Annotated in this window: 14 protein-coding genes and 1 riboswitch; of the genes, 8 read left to right on the top strand and 6 right to left on the bottom strand. The window is 72.3% G+C overall.

What is annotated here, in order from left to right; translation table 11 throughout:
- Positions 1 to 174 precede the first annotated feature (174 nt).
- From phnC to ACEUEL_RS13595, 5 genes are all read left to right on the top strand, one after another.
- Positions 175 to 1,002 carry a phosphonate ABC transporter ATP-binding protein gene (phnC, locus tag ACEUEL_RS13615; RefSeq protein ID WP_405706115.1) on the top strand — a complete coding sequence of 276 codons (828 nt, stop codon included), beginning with the start codon at positions 175 to 177 and terminating at the stop codon, positions 1,000 to 1,002.
- A 14-nt stretch (positions 1,003 to 1,016) separates the two neighbouring features.
- A complete protein-coding gene (gene phnD / locus ACEUEL_RS13610) occupies positions 1,017 to 2,018 on the top strand; it encodes a phosphonate ABC transporter substrate-binding protein (RefSeq protein WP_405706113.1) in 1,002 nt (333 codons plus the stop codon).
- 445 nt (positions 2,019 to 2,463) lie between these two features.
- Positions 2,464 to 3,297, top strand: coding sequence for a phosphonate ABC transporter, permease protein PhnE (gene phnE, locus ACEUEL_RS13605; protein WP_405706110.1), 834 nt, complete (start codon positions 2,464 to 2,466; stop codon positions 3,295 to 3,297).
- Between the two features lie 144 nt (positions 3,298 to 3,441).
- Positions 3,442 to 3,675 (top strand): hypothetical protein, encoded by a 234-nt coding sequence (locus tag ACEUEL_RS13600; protein ID WP_405706107.1) that lies wholly within the window; start codon positions 3,442 to 3,444, stop codon positions 3,673 to 3,675.
- Positions 3,676 to 4,095: 420 nt separating this feature from the next.
- Positions 4,096 to 5,838, top strand: coding sequence for an ABC transporter ATP-binding protein/permease (locus ACEUEL_RS13595; protein WP_405706105.1), 1,743 nt, complete (start codon positions 4,096 to 4,098; stop codon positions 5,836 to 5,838).
- Positions 5,839 to 5,854: 16 nt separating this feature from the next.
- Here ACEUEL_RS13595 and clcA read toward each other — a convergent pair whose 3' ends face one another.
- From clcA to ACEUEL_RS13580, 3 genes are all read right to left on the bottom strand, one after another.
- Positions 5,855 to 7,246, bottom strand: coding sequence for a H(+)/Cl(-) exchange transporter ClcA (gene clcA, locus ACEUEL_RS13590; protein WP_405706103.1), 1,392 nt, complete (start codon positions 7,244 to 7,246; stop codon positions 5,855 to 5,857).
- Between the two features lie 242 nt (positions 7,247 to 7,488).
- The gene (locus ACEUEL_RS13585; protein ID WP_405706774.1) at positions 7,489 to 8,457 is read right to left on the bottom strand and encodes an ABC transporter substrate-binding protein; all 969 of its coding nucleotides are present in this window, start codon (positions 8,455 to 8,457) and stop codon (positions 7,489 to 7,491) included.
- 84 nt (positions 8,458 to 8,541) lie between these two features.
- A riboswitch (TPP riboswitch) is annotated at positions 8,542 to 8,660 on the bottom strand.
- A 42-nt stretch (positions 8,661 to 8,702) separates the two neighbouring features.
- Complete coding sequence (locus tag ACEUEL_RS13580) at positions 8,703 to 9,455, bottom strand: ABC transporter permease (RefSeq protein WP_405706100.1); 753 nt, start codon at positions 9,453 to 9,455, stop codon at positions 8,703 to 8,705.
- Between the two features lie 143 nt (positions 9,456 to 9,598).
- Between ACEUEL_RS13580 and ACEUEL_RS13575 the strand changes: the two genes are divergently transcribed.
- The gene (locus tag ACEUEL_RS13575) at positions 9,599 to 10,432 is read left to right on the top strand and encodes a universal stress protein (RefSeq protein ID WP_405706098.1); all 834 of its coding nucleotides are present in this window, start codon (positions 9,599 to 9,601) and stop codon (positions 10,430 to 10,432) included.
- A 220-nt stretch (positions 10,433 to 10,652) separates the two neighbouring features.
- Positions 10,653 to 11,342 carry an exopolysaccharide biosynthesis protein gene (locus tag ACEUEL_RS13570; RefSeq protein ID WP_405706095.1) on the top strand — a complete coding sequence of 230 codons (690 nt, stop codon included), beginning with the start codon at positions 10,653 to 10,655 and terminating at the stop codon, positions 11,340 to 11,342.
- A 21-nt stretch (positions 11,343 to 11,363) separates the two neighbouring features.
- On the opposite strand, the gene ACEUEL_RS13565 is transcribed toward ACEUEL_RS13570, so the two are convergent.
- From ACEUEL_RS13565 to ACEUEL_RS13555, 3 genes are all read right to left on the bottom strand, one after another.
- Positions 11,364 to 13,274, bottom strand: coding sequence for a hypothetical protein (locus tag ACEUEL_RS13565; protein ID WP_405706092.1), 1,911 nt, complete (start codon positions 13,272 to 13,274; stop codon positions 11,364 to 11,366).
- An 88-nt stretch (positions 13,275 to 13,362) separates the two neighbouring features.
- Positions 13,363 to 14,991 (bottom strand): FAD-dependent oxidoreductase, encoded by a 1,629-nt coding sequence (locus ACEUEL_RS13560; RefSeq protein WP_405706089.1) that lies wholly within the window; start codon positions 14,989 to 14,991, stop codon positions 13,363 to 13,365.
- The gene (locus ACEUEL_RS13555; protein ID WP_405706086.1) at positions 14,988 to 15,974 is read right to left on the bottom strand and encodes an aldo/keto reductase family protein; all 987 of its coding nucleotides are present in this window, start codon (positions 15,972 to 15,974) and stop codon (positions 14,988 to 14,990) included. Before ACEUEL_RS13555 ends, ACEUEL_RS13560 begins: the two co-directional genes overlap by 4 nt.
- 158 nt (positions 15,975 to 16,132) lie before the next feature.
- Here ACEUEL_RS13555 and ACEUEL_RS13550 point away from each other — a divergent pair, with 158 nt between their 5' ends.
- Positions 16,133 to 17,194: an alginate lyase family protein gene (locus ACEUEL_RS13550; RefSeq protein WP_405706083.1), complete on the top strand. Its 1,062-nt coding sequence runs from the start codon at positions 16,133 to 16,135 to the stop codon at positions 17,192 to 17,194.
- Positions 17,195 to 17,218: the final 24 nt, after the last annotated feature.

Genomic DNA, 17,218 nt, shown 5'->3' with positions numbered 1-17,218 from the left:
GGATAGCGATTGGCGCCGCGGTTTGCAACCAGGCGGCGATCTCCCGCGCCGGCAAATCAACCCGTTGAAAATGCTGGCGTGAATCTTCCCCTACGTCAGGTCGCGTCATTCCCCTGTCATGCACGGCCGTTACCTCGGTCCCATCCAAGGACAACCCGGCGAGGGACTGCGCGGATGGCGGCGGCGCTCGAGATCGATCGCGTGAGCAAGACCTACGGTTCGATGCGGGCCGTCGATGCCGTCTCGCTGCGGATCGCCCCGGGCGAGCGCGTGGCGCTGATCGGCGCCTCGGGCTCGGGCAAGTCGACGCTGATCCGCATCGCCGCCGGCCTCGCGCTCGCCGATCGCGGCAGCGGCGCGGTACGCTCCTTCGGCACGCGCGTGCAGGAAGGCGGCCGGCTCTCGGGCGAGGTACGCCGGGCGCGGCGGCAGATCGGGCTGGTCTTCCAGCAATTCGCGCTGGTCGGGCGGCTCTCGGTGCTCACCAACGTGCTGGTCGGCGCGCTCGGCCGCATCGGCGGCTTTCGCGGCACGCTCGGCCTGTTCAACGCGGATGAGCGCCGCACCGCCTATGCCGCCCTCGCCGAGGTCGGCATCGCCGCCCACGCCGCCAAGCGCGCCCGCGAGCTCTCCGGCGGCCAGCAGCAGCGCGTCGCCATCGCCCGCGCGCTGGTGCAGGGGGCGAAGCTGGTGCTGGCCGACGAGCCGATCGCCTCGCTCGACCCGAAATCCGCCAAGCGGGTGATGGACACGCTGGTGACGCTGAGCCGCGACCACGGCATCGCGCTGGTCGTCTCGCTGCACCAGGTCGACTACGCCACCGCCTATTTCGACCGCGTGGTGGCGATGAATGCCGGCCGCGTCGTCTTCGACGGCCCGGCGAGCCGCATCACCGGCGCCTTCCTCACCGAGCTCTACGGCGCCAGCGCCGAGGAGCTGATCCTTCCCAGCCAGTTCGCGGTGCCGGCCCCCGCCGTCGCCGAACCCGTTTCCGTATCCTGACAGGAGCTGTCCCCATGAAGCGCATTCTCGCGGCCGGCCTCGTGCTCGCCGGCCTCGCCGCCCCGGCGGCGGCGCAGGACGTCAAGGAGCTGAACTTCGGCTTCATCTCCACCGAATCCTCGGCCAACCTCGCCAAGAGCTTCGAGCCCCTGCTCAAGGACCTCGAAAAGGCCATCGGCGTGCCGGTGAAGCCCTTCTTCGTCGGCGACTATGCCGGCGTGATCGAGGGCATGCGCTTCAAGAAGGTGGACGTCGCCTGGTACGGCAACAAGTCCGCCATGGAAGCGGTGGACCGCGCCGGCGGCGAAGTCTTCGTCAAGACCGCCAAGCCCGACGGCTCCTCCGGCTATTATTCGCTGATCGTCACCAATGTCGACCGCAGCGACATCAACGGCCTGAAGGACATCCTCGACTGCTCGAAGGGCTACACCTTCGGCAATGGCGACCCGAACTCGACCTCCGGCAACCTGGTGCCGAGCTACTATGTGTTCGCGCTGAACCAGACCGATCCGCAGAAGTGCTACAAGCGCGTCGTCACTTCGAACCATGAAGGCAACCTGCTCGCGGTGGCCAACAAGCAGGTGGACTTCGCCACCAACAACACCGAGAACATGACCCGCCTCGAGCAGACCCGCCCGGCGGAAGCGGCCAAGATCAAGGAAGTGTGGCGCTCGCCGATGATCGCCGGCGACCCGATCGTGTGGCGCAAGGACCTGCCCGCCGACCTCAAGGCGAAGATCTACACCTTCTTCATGACCTATGGCCGCAACGGCACGCCGGACGAGATCGCCCGCGCCCGCGAGGTGCTGGCGAAGACCTCCGACGGTTGGGGCCCGTTCCTCGCCTCCTCCGACGCCCAGCTGATCCCGATCCGCCAGCTCGAGCTGTTCAAGGCCAAGGTCAAGATCCAGAACGACGACAAGCTCGCCGCTGACGAAAAGGCGAAGAAGGTCAAGGAGATCGACGACAAGCTCGCCGCGCTCGAGGATCAGCAGAAGAAGCTGCCGAGCATGTGAGTTCGGCTGCGGGGCGGCGCGTGCGGCCCCGATCCGGCTCGCCGCCACCGGCGTCCCCGTCACGGCACATCCCCCGTCATCGGGACATCGCCATCATGGCCGGCCTCGTCATCGCCAACCCCGTCATGGCCGGGCTCGTCCCGGCCATCCACGTCTTCGGACGGGTGCGGGCGGCGGCGAAGACATGGATCCCCGGGATAAGCCCGGGGATGACGCGAGCGAGGGCCGGCGTCATCCCGCACGGCCGGACGGCCGAACCGGGCTCGCGCACAGAATGGAGAGCGATCCCGGCTCTCCGGCTTCGCCTGCGGCCGGGATGACGACCGGGCCGGGAGCCCCTCTCGCCCACCGCGGCGCGGCGATTCCCCGGCGGGGAAGGGGGACGGGCGAAGACGTGGATCCCCGGGACAAGCCCGGGGATGACGAGCACCAGCGGGACAGTCGAATGCACACCTCCCACCCCGACACCGCCGCCGCCCACCGCGCCGCCGTGCTGGCCATGCCGGCGCCGCCGGTGACGCCGCTCGCCACCCGGCTGACCCGGCTCGCCGGCGCGGCGCTCGCCGTCGTCCTGCTGGTGTTCTGCTGGCACGAGGCGGAGATGAACCCCGCCCAGCTCTGGCGCGACGCCGGCAACATGGCCACATTGGGCGCCGATTTCCTGCGCCCCGACTTCACCGAGTGGGAAGTCTACGCGCTCAACATGATCGAGACGCTGGCGATCGCGGTGTGGGGCACGCTGCTGGCGGTGATCGTCGGCATCCCCTTCGGCATTCTCTGCGCCGACAACGTCGTGCCGCGCTTCATCGCCTTCCCGGTGCGCCGGGTGATGGACGCCGCCCGCGCCATCAACGAACTCGTCTTCGCGCTGATCTTCATCGCCGCCGTCGGCCTCGGCCCCTTCGCCGGCGTGCTGGCGCTGTTCGTCCACACCACCGGCATCGTCGCCAAGCTGTTCTCGGAGGCGGTCGAGGCGATCGACCCGGCCCCGGTGGAGGGCATTCGCGGCACCGGCGGCACCTGGCTGCAGGAGATCGTCTACGGCGTGCTGCCGCAAGTGCTGCCGCTGTGGATCAGCTACGCGCTCTATCGTTTCGAATCCAATGTGCGCTCGGCCACCGTGCTCGGCATCGTCGGGGGCGGGGGCATCGGCATGACCTTCAACGAGACCATGCGCGGCTTCCTCTACTCGCAGGCGAGCGCGATCCTGATCATCGTCATCGTCACCGTGTCGGTGCTGGACATGGTGAGCCAGCGCATCCGTCGCCGCTTCATCTGACGCCGGCACCGGCTTTCAAGCCCCCGCGCCATGCATCGCGGCGGGGGCAGGGGCGCATTTCCACCGCTTCCGATCATATCGCGAGCGACCAAATGACTCCCGACACAGGGCGGCCGCGTGCCGCCGACACATCGGGAGAGCCTCATGCTCAGGATTTTGATCGCCGCGACGATGATCGTCGCGCTCGGCGCCGGCGCCGCCTCGGCCGCCGGCCGCAGCAAGGACGAGCGCGCCGCCTTCAACCAGACCGTCCACGAATCCCACCAGCACTGGAAAAGCTGGTTCGGCAAGAGCCCCGCCCCGGCCCGCGCGCCCGGCGTACCCTTCATCAAGAAGACGCCGAAGGCGGGCGTAACCACGGGCGCCGGCACGAAGTAAGCGGGCGATTTCCACCCTGATCCCACGCGGATTTCCGCCCTGATTCAAGGCGTCGGTGGCGCCGCGCCGGCCACTCCCGGCCGCGCCGTCATCCTTGCCCTCTCCGTCATCCCCGGGCTTGTCCCGGGGATCCACGTCTATCTGCCGTCACCGCGCAGGAAGACGTGGATGGCCGGGACGAGCCCGGCCATGACGAAGCCCGGGGCGTTCCGGTGTTCGGTCCGACGGGGCGCGCCCCACCTCTGCGGCCCAGACGACGGCGCGAGGCGCGGGGGACCGCCGCGCCTGCGGATCTCGGGGGTCGCCGTCCCCCTCTCGACCTGTCCAAAGCTTAATCTGCCGGCCATCCTCCCGCCGCGATTGGATCGGCTAAGCTCACCGCATCGCGCTACCCGCGCCTGATGTCGGAGATCGAGCCCCGTGCGTGCCATCCTCTCCATGCTGTCCGATGTCTGGCGGCTTTCCACCCCCTATTTCCGCGGCGAGGACCGCTGGCGCGGCGGCATTCTGCTCGCGGCGATCATCACGCTGCAGCTCGCGATGGTCTACGTCACCGTCCTGTTCAACGAGTGGAACAACAAGTTCTACAACGCCGTGCAGGAAAAAGACTTCCCGACATTCAAAACCCAGCTCTGGATCTTCGGCGGCTATGCGACGGCGTTCATCGTCATCGCCGTCTACCGGGTCTATCTGCAGCAATGGCTCGAAATCCGCTGGCGCACCTGGATGACGGAGAAATACCTCGCCGCCTGGCTGGAGGGGCAGACCCATTACCGGCTGCGCCTGAAAGGCGACGCCGCCGACAACCCCGACCAGCGCATCGCCGAGGACATCCAGGCCTTCATCGGCCGCACCATCTCGATCCTGCTCGGCGTGCTCGGCTCGGTGACGTCGCTGGTCTCGTTCGCGGTCATCCTGTGGGGGCTCTCCGGTCCGTTCAGCTTCAATCTCGGCGGCAGCGAATGGAGCCTTCCCGGCTATCTGGTCTGGGCCGCCTTCGTCTATGCGGTGGCCGGCACCTGGATAACGCACCTGATCGGCCGCGTGCTGATCCCGCTCAACTACAACCAGCAGCGCTTCGAGGCCGATTACCGCGTCGATCTCGTGCGGGTGCGCGAGAATGGCGAGCAGATCGCGCTGATGCGGGGCGAGCCGGTGGAGAATGCCCGGCTGCTCGACCGCTTCGGCCACGTCGTGCACAATTTCTGGGGCATCATGATCGCCCAGAAGCGCCTCACCTGGTTCACCTCCGCCTATGGCCAGTTCGCGGTGATCTTTCCGTTCATCGTGGTGGCGCCGGCCTATTTCTCCGGCGCCATCCAGCTCGGCCAGCTGATGCAGACCTCCTCCGCCTTCGGCAGCGTGCAGGGCTCCTTCTCCTACTTCATCGACGCCTACCCGACGCTCGCCGAATGGAAGGCGATCATCGACCGTCTCATCGGCTTCGAGGACCAGATCGCCGGCGCCCGGGTGCAGGCGGCGGCGAGCGAGTTCCAGCGCGTGCCGGCGGCCGGCGACCGGGCGCTCGCGCTCGACGATATCGAGGTGCGGCTGCCGGACGGGCGCGCCCTGCTCACCGCCGCGAATGTCGGCGTCCGGGCGGGCGAGAGCGTGCTGCTCACCGGCCCCTCCGGCTCGGGCAAATCGACGCTCTTGCGCGCGATGGCCGGCATCTGGCCCTATGGCCACGGCCAGGTGGCGGTGGCCCCCGGCGCGCGGGTGCTCACCCTGCCGCAGCGGCCCTATATCCCGGGCGGCACCCTGCGCGGCGCGCTCGCCTATCCAGAGCCGGTCGCCGATTTCGACGACGAGGCGCTGCGCGGCGCGCTGGAGGCGGCCGGCCTCGGCGCCTTCGCCGGCCGGCTCGACGAGCGCGCGCTGTGGGCCTCGGTGCTCTCGGGCGGCGAACAGCAGCGCCTCGCGGTCGCCCGCGCGCTGCTGTTGAAACCCGACGTGCTGCTGCTCGACGAGGCGACCTCCGCGCTCGACGAGCCGGGCGAGGCCGCGCTCTACCGGACGCTGCGCGCGCATCTGCCGGGCGCGGCGATCTTCTCGATCGGCCATCGCTCGACGCTGTTCGACCTGCACGGGCGCCACCTCGCGCTGGAACGGCCGTCGGCGGGGCCGTTCCGCATCGTCGAGGGCGCGGCGGCCGCCGCCTGAGCCCCCGCCCGGGGGCTCACTTCTCGTCGGGCGCGGCGAGGCCGGTCATGTCGCGGTGGCCGCGGCGCTGCCAGAAGCGGCGGCGCGGGGCGGGCTGGCCCGATTCCGCCCGCCCGGGTTCCGTCTGCGCCTGCGCTTCCAGCGCCAGCGTGCGCTCCAGCAGCAATTCGTAGATCGGCCGCCCGCCGAGGCGCTGGGCCACCATGTTGGAGACGATGGTCGCGGTCATGACGGGAACGAGGATGCCGTAGGCGCCGGTGAGCTCCATCACCAGCACCATGCCGACCAGCGGCGCGCCGATGGTCGAGGCGAACAGCCCGCCCATCGCCGCGATGGCGAGGGCGGAATGGGTGTTCTCGGGCAGGGTGGTGACGAGATCCAGCGTCGAGCCGAAGGTGAGGCCGATGGTGGCGGCGAGCGCCAGGATCGGGGCGAAGATGCCGCCGGCGACGCCGGTCGAATAGCTCGCCATGGTCATCACGAAGCGCAGCAGCACGATCAGCGCCAGCGCGCCGAGCGCCGGGCTCGCCTTGGTGAGCTGCACCGCCAGCACCTCGCCGCCCTGCGTCGCCTCCGGCCGCACGAAGATCAGCACGCCCACGATCAGGCCGACCAGCGCCGGGAAGATGTAGAAGGAGGTGGCCATGCCGAGGCGGCGCACATGGTCGAGCGACCAGATCAGCGTGCGGTTGAACAGCGTGCCCACCGCGCCGAGGAGGGCGCCGAGCACGACGAAGGCCGGCAGCATGGCGAGCGGCAGCGCGTCCACGTCGAGCAGCATGTAGGGCACGTTGCCGGTCAGCTGCTGCGTGACGATGGCGCTCACCAGCGAGGCCAGCACCACCGCGACATAGGTGCGCGCGCTGTAGGGGAACTGCCGCCGCGTCTCCTCGATCACGAACAGCACCGCGGCGAGCGGCGCGTTGAAGGCGGCGGCGAGGCCGGCCGCCCCGCCGGCCGCGAGCAGGCCGCGCATGTCCTCGCCGTCCCAGCGCATGACGTCCGACACCGCCTTGGCGATCGAGGCGCCGATATGGATGGTCGGCCCCTCGCGCCCCAGCACCATGCCCGAGCCCAGCGACAGCAGGCCGCTGACGAACTTCACCGGCAGCACGAGGCGCCAGCGCACCACGCGCAGCCCCTCCATGGCGCCCTCGATCTCCGGCACGCCCGAGCCGCCCGCCTCCGGCGCGAAGCGGCGCACCAGCCAGAGCGAGGCGACGGCCATGCTCGCCCCGATCAGCGCGGAAGCCGCGTAGAGGGGCATTCCGGTCAGGCCGAGCGGGCCGGTGAGCTGCGCCGGCCAGAACCCGCTCAGCCAGACCACGCCGAGATGGAAGGCGACGCCGGCGAGCCCGACCAGCGCGCCGAGCACCACCGCGGCGGCGTGATAGACCCCGTTCCCCATGCGTCCCTCCCCAAGCGTCCCCCGCCGCTTGGGTAGCATCGCGGCGCCGGGCCCGGAAGTCGTGATTGCTGCGCTGCGGCGGATGACGGCGGTGTGGCGGCTGCCGGCGGGACGACGGGGAGGGAGGTTTCCGCCGCCCGCGATGACGTTGGGGGACCTTCAGGCGTCCGTCATCCCGGACGAGGCCGCCGGCCTCGATCCGGGACCGCTCGCCCCGTCATCCCGGCCGGTCCCGGCCTGTCTCAGGGCTGCGGCACGGCGGCGGGCAGCACCGGCGCGTAGGCCGAGACCGGCAGGGTCGTCTCGATCAGCCCGTGCTCCTTCATGAATGCGCCGAAGCGCTCGTAGCGGCCGGCGTCGAGCGCCGCCGGGGCGTGGGCGAAGCGGCGCAGCGTGTCGGTCCAGGCGGTGCGGTTCAGCTCGTCGTCGAGCGAGGGATTGGCCTTCACGAACACGCCCCACGCCTCCTGCGGGTGGTTGAGCACGTAGAGCGTCGCGCTCTCGACCGCCGCGAGGAAGCGCGGCAGCCGCGGATCGGCCACGAGGTCCTTGCGGGTGATGTAGATCAGCTCGTCGAAGGCTGGCACGCCGTGCTCCTCGGGGAAGAAGGCGGTGCCCTCCTTGCCCTCGAGCTTGAGCTGGGTGAGTTCGAAATTGCGATAGGCGCCGATGACCGCATCGACCTTGCCGGCGGCGAGCGCCGGGGTGAGGGCGAAATTGACGTTGACCAGGGTGACGTCGGACGGCGTCAGCCCGGCGCTCTTCAGCATGGTGCCGAGCAGCGCGTCCTCGAAGCCGGCCACCGAGAAGCCGATCGTCTTGCCCTTCAGGTCCGTGAGCGTCTTCACCGGCCCGTCCTTCAGCGCCACCAGCGCGGTGAGCGGCGTCGAGACCAGCGTGCCGAAGCGCACCAGCGGCAGGCCCTCCTTGACGCTGAGATAGAGGCTCGGCTGGTAGCTCACCGCCACCTCCGCCTGCCCGGCGGCGACGAGGCGCGGCGGCGCGGCGGGATCGGAGGGCGGCACCAGCGTTACGTCGAGGCCGACGGCGTCGAAGAAGCCCTTCTCCTTGGCCACGATCAGCGGCGCATGGTCGGGGTTCACGTACCAGTCGAGCAGCACGGTGAGCTTGTCGGCAGCGGCGGCCGGCGTGAGGGCCAGCGCCAGCGCGAGGCCGGCACCGGCGAGGGTCTTCAGCAGGGTGTTCGTCATCATGGATCTCCCGACACTGTGGAGATCCGGCGCATGAGCTTCTGGGGGATCATCCGGCGGCGGCCCGGATACCTCGATCCATCGGCCCCGCCTTCGCTCCGTCCCTTCGCCGGCATGACCCGGATCAGGTTCAAAGGGTCTGGCGGCTGCCATCTCAGCCCCTTGAACCCTGAACGGTTCGCGGGACACCCCTCGGACATCGGGGAGGCTAGCACCGCTGGCATGCCACGGCAACCGGCGCGGGCCTACCGCCCGACCGTCTCCGGCGCCCACGGCACCAGGCGCGCCATCAGCCGGTCGACCAGCGCGTAGAGGATCAGCGCCACGGCGACGAGGATGGTGAGCGCGGCGAACACCATGTCGGTCTGCATCCGGGCGTTGGCCTGCAGCATGAGGAAGCCGAGCCCGCCCGCCGAGCCGACCCATTCCCCGACGATCGCCCCGATCGGCGCCACCGCGGCGGCGACGCGCAGCCCGGTCGCAAGGCCGGGCAGGGCGGCGGGAATGCGGATGAAGCGCAACAGCCCGCTTTCGCTGGCGCCGTAGAGCCGGGCGAGGTCGACGAGCCCCTGGTCGGCCCGGGCGAGCCCGTCATGGAAGGCCGAGGCGACGGGGAAGAAGATGATCAGGCTCGCCATCACCACCTTGGAGGCGAGGCCGAAGCCGAACCAGATCACCAGCAGCGGCGCCACCGCGAAGACGGGCAGCGCCTGCGCCACCAGCAGCGTCGGCCGCAGCATCCGCCGCGCGGCGGGCGAATAGGCCATGGCGAGGGCGCAGGCGACCCCCAGCACGACGCCGCAGGCGAGGCCCGCCAGCATCTCGCCCAGCGTGATCAGCGCGTTCTGCGCCAGCACCTGCCTGTTGGCGATGAGCGCGCCGGCGATCCGGACCGGTCCCGGCAGGATATAGGCGGGCACGGCGAGGGCGCGCACGGCGAGTTCCCACGCGGCCAGCGGCAGCAGGGCGAGCAGCAGCGAACGGCCGAAGGAAATCATCGCGCATCCGAAGCCGTCCGGATCGACGGCACCTCTCTGGTGGACAATATATATCGACGGACGGCAAGCTTGACCCCGGTCAAGGCGGCGGTCACGTTCGGCTTATAAAAGGTTCCCCAAGGGAGCCATGCGGAGGAAACGCGATGATCAAGGACATTCTCGTACATCTCAAAGTGGGTGACGGCCCGGATGTGGCCGCCGATTACGCCGTCTCGGTGGCCTCGCGGCTCGGGGCGCATCTGACCGGCGTGGCGGTCAGCTACGAGATCGACATCCCCCATGTCTATACCGAGGCGTTCTCGACCGACTTCATCGAGACCCAGCGCGCCGAGAGCCGGCGCCTCGCCGCCCAGTCGGTGGCGCGCTTCGAGGAATCGCTGCGCGCGGTCGGCATCTCCGGCGAGGTGCGCACCATCGACGGCACGCTGGGCGGTGCCGCCGAGCAGATCGGGCTGATGGCGCGGCTCTACGACCTCATCGTGGTCGGCCAGCCGGACCCCGAGCGGATGGGCTCGGAGGAGGTGGTCGCCGAGGCGGTGCTGTTCGATTCCGGCCGGCCGGTGCTGCTGGTGCCGCTGAAGCAGGCCAAGCCCTTCTCCGCCGAGCGTATCCTGATCGCCTGGGACGGCGGGCGCGCCGCCGCCCGCGCGGTGGCCGAGGCCTGCCCGCTGCTGGAACATGCCAGCCTGGTCGAGGCGGCGGTGGTCGAGGCCGGCAAGGTGAAGAGCGACGAGGTGCCCGGGGCCGACCTCGCCCGCCATCTCGCCCGCCACGGCAAGCAGGTGGAACTGCGCCGGCTGGTGCCGGGCGGCGACGAAGGCATCGTCGACGTGTTCGTCAAGGAGATCGCCGCGCGCAACATCGACCTCATGGTGATGGGCGGCTACGGCCATTCGCGGCTGCGCGAATTCGTGCTCGGCGGCGTGACCCGCGACATGCTGGAGCGCATGCCGGTGCCGCTGTTGATGGCGCACTGACCCGCTCCCGGCCCCGGCGGCCGGGTGCTGCGACGCGGAGGCGGGCTCCGCCCCGCGCGGGGCCGTCGTCTCCGCGTGTGGTGTTCTCCGTGTCAGGTCTTCGCCGCTCCGGGCCATGCCGATCATCCCGCCCCGCCGGACGTGGCGGGGTCGCGACGCGCCGGCGCGACATAGCGCGGCTGGCGCGGCCGCGCCGGGCTGACTATATCTGCGCCTGTCCTTGGGTCAGGCGGATGGCCGCCCCGGCGATGGAGACGAGACGCTGCTCACTTCCCATTCCGCCGCGGGCGGGCAGGCGCACGAGCCCCCGGCGGCCCGGCTTTCCGACATCCTCCTGCTGCTCGCGCGCGACGACAGCCGCGAGCGCATCGCCGTCGCCGATCTCCTCGCCCTGCTGCAGGATCGTGCCTTTGGCGCGCTGATGTTCATCTTCGCCCTGCCGAACGTGCTGCCGACGCCGCCCGGCACCTCGGCGGTGCTGGGGGCGCCGCTGGTCTTCCTCACCGCCCAGCTCGCGCTCGGCATGCGCCCCTGGCTGCCGAAGCTGATCGCCGAGCGCTCCATGGCGCGCAAGGATTTCGCCGCGGTGATCGAGCGGGCGGTGCCGTGGCTGGTGCGGGCCGAACGCCTGCTCGCGCCGCGCCTCGGCGTGTTCACCCGGCCGCCGGCCGAATATGCCGTCGGCATCGTCTGCTTCGTGCTCGCGGTGGTGCTGACCTTGCCGATCCCGCTCGGCAACATGCTGCCGGCGCTGGCCATCTGCATGATGGCGCTGGGCATATTGGAGCGGGACGGGCTCTGGATCCTCGGCGGCCTGGTGGCGACCGCGCTCTCGCTGGTGGTGGTCTCGGGCGTGCTCTACGCCCTGTTCAAGACCGCGATGTTCATCATCCTCAACGCCTTCGGCTGATTGCCGCGGACCCGCCGCACCTCAGTGGAACGGCCGGCCGGGCCGCGCCGCGGCATCCGGCGGCATGACCGCATCCTGTGCCGGAGCCGGCACCGCGCCGCGCGCCGCCACCGCCGGGCGCACCGCCGCCTCGCTGCGGGCGCGCGGAGCGGGGGCAAGCGCCGCCGGCGCGGCCTCGGCGCGCTGGCGCTCGGCGGCGGCCCGCTTGCGCAGGGCACGCTCGGCAGCGAGACGCTCGCGCGTCGCCTGGGCATGTTCGGCGCGCTCCTGCGCCCGGCGCTCGGCCGCCTCCGCCTCCAGCGCCGCCCGTTCGGCCGCGCTGAGCGGACGGGGCACCGGTGGCGCCGCGGGCGGTTCGGACGCCACCACCGGCGGGGTCGCGCGGCCGGCGGAACGACCCTCCTCGAACCGCTCCAGCGCCGCGCGGCGGCGGGCCTCTCTGGCCCCGCGCCGCGTCTCCGACGGGGTGGCGGGCGCGGCGTCACCCGGTATTCCCGCCAGCGCGGCGGGGGGGAGGGCGCGCGGGCGCGGCAGCTCGCCCTCGACGGTCCGGTCGGTGGAACGGGCCTCGACGCCGAGGTGCGGCGTCGGGCCGGCCGCGGCGTCGCGCCCGGAAGCTGCGGCCGGCGTGCGCCGGCCGGTCGGCGCGGCGGCGCCCTGCGCGCCGAGCCCCATCGCGCTGCGCACGGCCGCGATGAAGGCGGCGTGATCGGGATCGGCGGACAGGGCCGCCTGCGCCGACGCGCTCTCCGCCTCGGGCTCGGCGGCATCGGCGCGATCGATCGCCGGCGCGGCATCGGCGGTGAGGGCCGCGGTCGCGCTCGCGGCGAGGGCGGCGGCCAGCACCCGCTCGCGCTCGGCGCGTTCACGCTCGGCCTGCTGGACGGCCGCGCGGATGCGCATGGCCTCCTCGATGATGGCGCGGTCGCGCGCCGCCTGCTCGGCGGCCCGGCGCTCGCGGGCCTCGCGCTCGGCGATTGCGCGCTCGCGGGCGGCCTGCTCGGCCAGCGCGCGGGCCAGCGCCGCCTGCTCGGCCTCGGCGCGCCGCCGCGCTTCCTCCGCCGCGGCACGTTCGCGCTCGCGCTGCTCCGCCGCGGCAATGGCGAGCGCGGCCTGTTCGGCCTCCGCCTGCTCGCGGGCGAGACGGGCGGCTTCGATCTGCTGGCGCGCCTGCCGGGCGGCGTCGAGCTGCCGCCGGGCCGTTTCCTCGGCCGCCAGCGCCGCCGCCTCGGCCTCGCGCTGGCGCCGGGTTTCCTCCTCGGCGAGCGCGACGGCCCGTCGTTCCTCCGCGCGCTTCTCCGCCGCCAGCGTCTCCGCGGCCCGGCGCTGCGCCGCCTGCCGTTCCGCGGCGAGACGCTGCGCCTCGCGTAGGCGATGCGCGGCAAGCGCCTGTTCCTCCGCCTCGCGTGCGGCAGCTTCTTCGCGTGCCGCAGCTTCGCGCGCCTCGCGTGCCGCCACCTCGCGGGCCTCCCGTTCGGCCCGCTCGCGCTCGGCAGCGGCCCGCGCCCGGGCGGCCTGCACGGCCGCCGCCCGCCGCCGGCTCGCCTCGTCGGTTGCCTCGGTATCCCGGGCCGGCGCGCGGCGCGGGCGCCCGTCGCCGACCGCGAGCGCCGGGCTCGCGGCCACCGGCATGTCCGGCAGGGCGGGGTCGTTCACCTCCTCGCGCTCCCGGTCGCGCGAGCGGGAGCGCGGTCGGGCGGGCTCGGCATCCCTCGCCTCGGCCTCGCTCCGGGCGTGACGGGCGTCGGTGCGCGCCTCCTGCCGGCGGCTCTGGGCGAGTTCCCAGTCGTTCAGCGCCCACATCGCGGCGGCGCCGAGCGAGGCGCCGGCGAAAATGTCGAACCAGCTCACCACCGGCGTGATCGCCAGATAGACCAGCCCGATCAGCGCCACGCCGACATAGCAGAGCACCGCACGCCAGTTGCGCATCATTCAGGCTCCCCCGACCCCGTGGGGGAGGATAGATGATTCGCGGCATTTCACCGCGCGCCCGTTAACCGCTCGGCAAGAACCGGCGCGGTTATCCCGCCAATTTTCGCGCCAGCCGCACCGCCAGCGCCAGCGCGGTGAGCGTGGGATTGGCTTGCCCGGAGGTCGGCAGCACGGCCGAACCGACGACATGGAGGTTGCGCGCGTCGAAGCAGGCGAGATCGGCATCGACCACGCCATGGCGCCGGTCGGCCGCCATCCGCACTGTGCCGATCTGGTGCGTGCCGTGCGCGGCGAGCGACAGGATCGCATCGATCGTCGCCTCGCGCGGCTGGCGCAGCTCGAGGCGGCCGAAGCCGCTGCGCGCGAGCCATGCCCCGAGCGCATCATGGGCGCGGGCAAGGCCCTCCGCGTCGTCGCGCGAGAAGCGCAGGTCGACGACGAGGCGCGGCAGGCCGAGCGCATCGCTGGCCCCGTCGAGCCGCACCCGGCTCTCGGCGTGGGGGAAATGCTCGGAATGGTAGGACAGGCCGTAGCGGCGCGCGCGGTTGCGGATGAAGAAGCCGGGCAGGCGCATCGGGCTGAGATAGCGCCGGTAGAGGAAGCCCGGCACGAAGCCGGCCGCGGCGGGCAGGCCGCGCAGCACGTTCATCACATGCGGTCCGCGCGCGAAATGATCCGGCACGTGGCGCTTGCGAATCGCTTCCGGCAGCAGGCGCCGGCCGATCGGCTCGCAGGCCAGCGTCAGCAGCACGCCGGAGAGGATGGCGCTGCCGTGGCGCGGATCGGCGCTGGGGGGCACCACCGGCCAGAACGACACGTTCGGCAGCCCCTCGGCCCGTTGCAGCGCGTCGGAGGGGATGAGGCGGCGCCGGGCATAGGAGCCGTTGCCGTCGAGAAAAAAATCATAGGCGCGGTCGATGGCGTCGGTCGCGAAGGTGATGTCGGCGACCTCGCCGATGACATGGCCCATGTAGTGGCGCCCGAGCGGCCCCTGCGGGCCGCCGAAGCGGGACGGCTCCAGCCGCTGGGCGGCGAGCAGCAGCCGGGTGGTCTCCAGCCCGCCGCAGGCGAGCGCCACCGTGCGCACGGCAAGCTCGACGCGGCTGCCGTCCGGCCGGCTGATCACCAGCGCGCGCAGCCGGTCGTTCTCCGCGAAGCGCAGGCCGGTGACGGTGGCGTTGAGGCGCAGCTCGAGGCGCGGATTTCCGGCGATCTCGCGGGCATGGGCGCGCTGGAAGGCCGGCTGGTTGCTGAACCGCTCCAGCCGCGTGGCGTCGAAGCCGTCATCCGGTTCCACCACGCCCTCGATCGGGGCGCGGAACACCGGCGCGCCGCAATGGGCATAGGCGCAGGCGGCGGCGTAATGGGGCGCGATATCCTCCCGCCCGATCGGCCAGCGCGCGTCGCCGACCTGCGGGCGCGGCACGAAGTCGATCGGATCGAAAGGCTGGCAGCGGCCGGCCCACAGATTCGAGGTGCCGCCCAGCCGGCGCGCCACCGCGATGCGCATGTCGTCGTGCCGGGCGGGGTCGACGATGGCGGCGGCCGAGAGTTCGGTGGCCGCGGGGGAGGGAGCCTCGCCGCCTGATTCCAGCACCAGCACGGAACGGCCGAGCCGCGCGCTTTCCAGCGCCAGCGTCAGCCCCACCGGCCCGGAGCCGACGACGACGAGATCGTGCCGGGCTCCGTCCAGCCCGTCGAGATGGTCGAGAATCATGCCGGCAGGGTTTCCGCTTCGCGAGGTCCGAGCAAGCTGCGGGCGATCGTCACCGCCTCCGGCGAGACGGCGCGCTGGGCGCGGGCGAGGTTGAGCTTGCGGTGCTCGGCCCCGAACATGGAGGCGAGCACGACGCCGGATTCGTTGGCGGCCAGCGCCCGATCCAGCAGGATTTCCGCCGCCGCCGTCTCGGGCGCGCCGCCATAGCCGGCATTGGCGGCGAGGCGCGCGGCGAGCGGGTCGCCCGCGAGGCGCTGCGCGAGCCGCCGGTGCGCGCCGTCCACGCCGAACACCGAATGGGTGATGGTGGCGATCGGCCGGCCCGCCGCGGCCTGCACCTGCGCCAGCGCTTCCGCGCCCGGCGGATCGGCGAACTGCGCGACCGTGAAGGGGCGCGGCTGCGACACGCCGGCGATGCAGGCCGGCAAGGTGCCGGCGACGCTGACGTGGCGCGCCTTGCCCGTGCGCAGGATGTCTTCCAGCGCCCGCAGCGTCTCCTCGCGGATCACGTCGTCGAGGCCGGGATCGTGCAGGGCGAAGACGTCGACATGATCGGTGCCGAGCCGCTTCAGCGAACGCTCCAGCGAGGCGGTCATCGTCGGCCCGTCCAGCGTCACTTGGCGATAGCGCGTCGAGGGCATGGCGCGGAAGCGCTGGCGCAGGCCCCGCATCCGCCCGACCACCGGGCGGGCGAGGGTGTAGACCAGCTTCATCAGCCCGTTGCGGCCGGGATCGGTGAGACCGACCTTGGTGCAGAGCTGGACCGCATCCCGCCGGCCCTTCACGAAGGTGCCGAGGATCGCCTCGGCCTCGCCGGCGCCATAGGGCGGAGCGACGTCGAACCAGGTGACGCCGCCCTCATGCGCCTCGGCGAGCGCGCGCAGGCCCTGCGCCCGCGAGATGCGCGAGCCGAGCGAGGCGCAGCCGAAGCCGATCGCCGAGGTTTCGATGTCCGTTCCGGCAAGGACGACGCGGCGGACCATGCGGGGGGCCTTCATGTTGGCGGACGGGGCAGGGCGGGGACCGTCCCGAACCGGAACGGTTGAGCCCCCGCGCGGCTCGGAATAGTCTCGACGGCGTGCGCCACGTCTTCGATCGGGACGATGAGGCCGGCCGTCACCGGCGCCGGAGCGCTGGCGGCGTGACCGGCTGCGAAAGCCGTGCCAGAGCCCGCACCGCCGTCCGGCGGGCGGCGCGGGCGGCGCTTGCCGCGCTCATGGCGGCCGGGATGGTCGTCGCGCCCGGTTTCCCCGCTGGCGCCGCCGGCGCGTCGTCCTGCGCCGTGCCCGCCCCGCCCGCCGCGCCGTTGCGGGTCGAGGGCTTCTATGGCGATGCGCAGCACAGCGTCGTCGACCCCGCCCGCCGGGCCGCGCACGATGCGGCCGTGGCGCCTTACGAGGCCTTCGTCCGCCAGATCGCCGAGGGGGCCGACGCTTATCGGGGCCGGGGCGATGCGGCCGCCGGCCGCTGCGCGCTCGACCGGCTCGCCGGCTGGGCGCGGGCGGGCGCGCTCACCCAGGCGCTGGCGCCGGGGCAGGCGCAGTATGAGCGCAACTGGTATCTCGCCAGCCTCGCTCTGGCCTATCTGAAGCTTAAGCCGCTCGCCACGTCCGACGACCGCGCGGTCGTCGAGGGCTGGCTTTCCGCGATCGCCGCGCGCACCGCCGCCTTCGTGGATGGCCGCGCGCGTCCCGGAAACAACCTGCTCTACTGGGCCGGGCTGGCGCTGGCCGCGAGCGCGCTCGCCACCGGCGACGCGGGTCTCGAAGCCCGCGCCGACGCGATCCTCGCCGAGGGGCTCGCCGCGATCCGGCCGGACGGCACGCTGCCGGCCGAGATGGCGCGCGGCGGGAAGGCGCTCGCCTACCACGCCTTCGCCGCGGAGCCGCTGGTGGCACTCGCCACCATCGCCCTCGCACGCGGCAAGGCGCCCGCGACCGATCTCGCGCCCCTGCGCGCGCTGGTGGGACGCGTCGTCGCGGGCGTGGCCGATCCCGCCTTCTTCGTCGCGCGGGCGGGCGCGCCGCAGGAGCGGCCGGCGGAATGGAGCCTCGCCTTTCTCGATCTCTATGCGGCGATGGCGCCGGGGGTGGTGCTGCCCCCCCATGGCACGCGCACGCACTTCCTCGGCGGCGATGTCGCCGGGACCCTCGCGGCGATCCGCGAGCAGGCGGGCGGGGAAGGGACGACGCGCCGCCATTGAGCGCCTCCCGGATGGTTCACAAAT

This window comes from Ancylobacter terrae, assembly GCF_045108345.1.
Lineage (GTDB): Bacteria > Pseudomonadota > Alphaproteobacteria > Rhizobiales > Xanthobacteraceae > Ancylobacter.
Note: the sequence above shows the minus strand (reverse complement) of the source record. Positions and strands in the feature narration are given on the sequence as shown.

Bases quoted from the DNA above. Each gene is read 5' to 3' on its own strand.
- phnC (WP_405706115.1), top strand. From the start codon at position 175: ATGGCGGCGGCGCTCGAGATCGATCGCGTGAGCAAGACCTACGGTTCG.
- phnD (WP_405706113.1), top strand. From the start codon at position 1,017: ATGAAGCGCATTCTCGCGGCCGGCCTCGTGCTCGCCGGCCTCGCCGCC.
- phnE (WP_405706110.1), top strand. From the start codon at position 2,464: ATGCACACCTCCCACCCCGACACCGCCGCCGCCCACCGCGCCGCCGTG.
- ACEUEL_RS13600 (WP_405706107.1), top strand. From the start codon at position 3,442: ATGCTCAGGATTTTGATCGCCGCGACGATGATCGTCGCGCTCGGCGCC.
- clcA (WP_405706103.1), bottom strand. From the start codon at position 7,246: ATGGGGAACGGGGTCTATCACGCCGCCGCGGTGGTGCTCGGCGCGCTG.
- ACEUEL_RS13585 (WP_405706774.1), bottom strand. From the start codon at position 8,457: ATGACGAACACCCTGCTGAAGACCCTCGCCGGTGCCGGCCTCGCGCTG.
- ACEUEL_RS13580 (WP_405706100.1), bottom strand. From the start codon at position 9,455: ATGATTTCCTTCGGCCGTTCGCTGCTGCTCGCCCTGCTGCCGCTGGCC.
- ACEUEL_RS13575 (WP_405706098.1), top strand. From the start codon at position 9,599: ATGATCAAGGACATTCTCGTACATCTCAAAGTGGGTGACGGCCCGGAT.
- ACEUEL_RS13565 (WP_405706092.1), bottom strand. From the start codon at position 13,274: ATGATGCGCAACTGGCGTGCGGTGCTCTGCTATGTCGGCGTGGCGCTG.
- ACEUEL_RS13560 (WP_405706089.1), bottom strand. From the start codon at position 14,991: ATGATTCTCGACCATCTCGACGGGCTGGACGGAGCCCGGCACGATCTC.
- ACEUEL_RS13555 (WP_405706086.1), bottom strand. From the start codon at position 15,974: ATGGTCCGCCGCGTCGTCCTTGCCGGAACGGACATCGAAACCTCGGCG.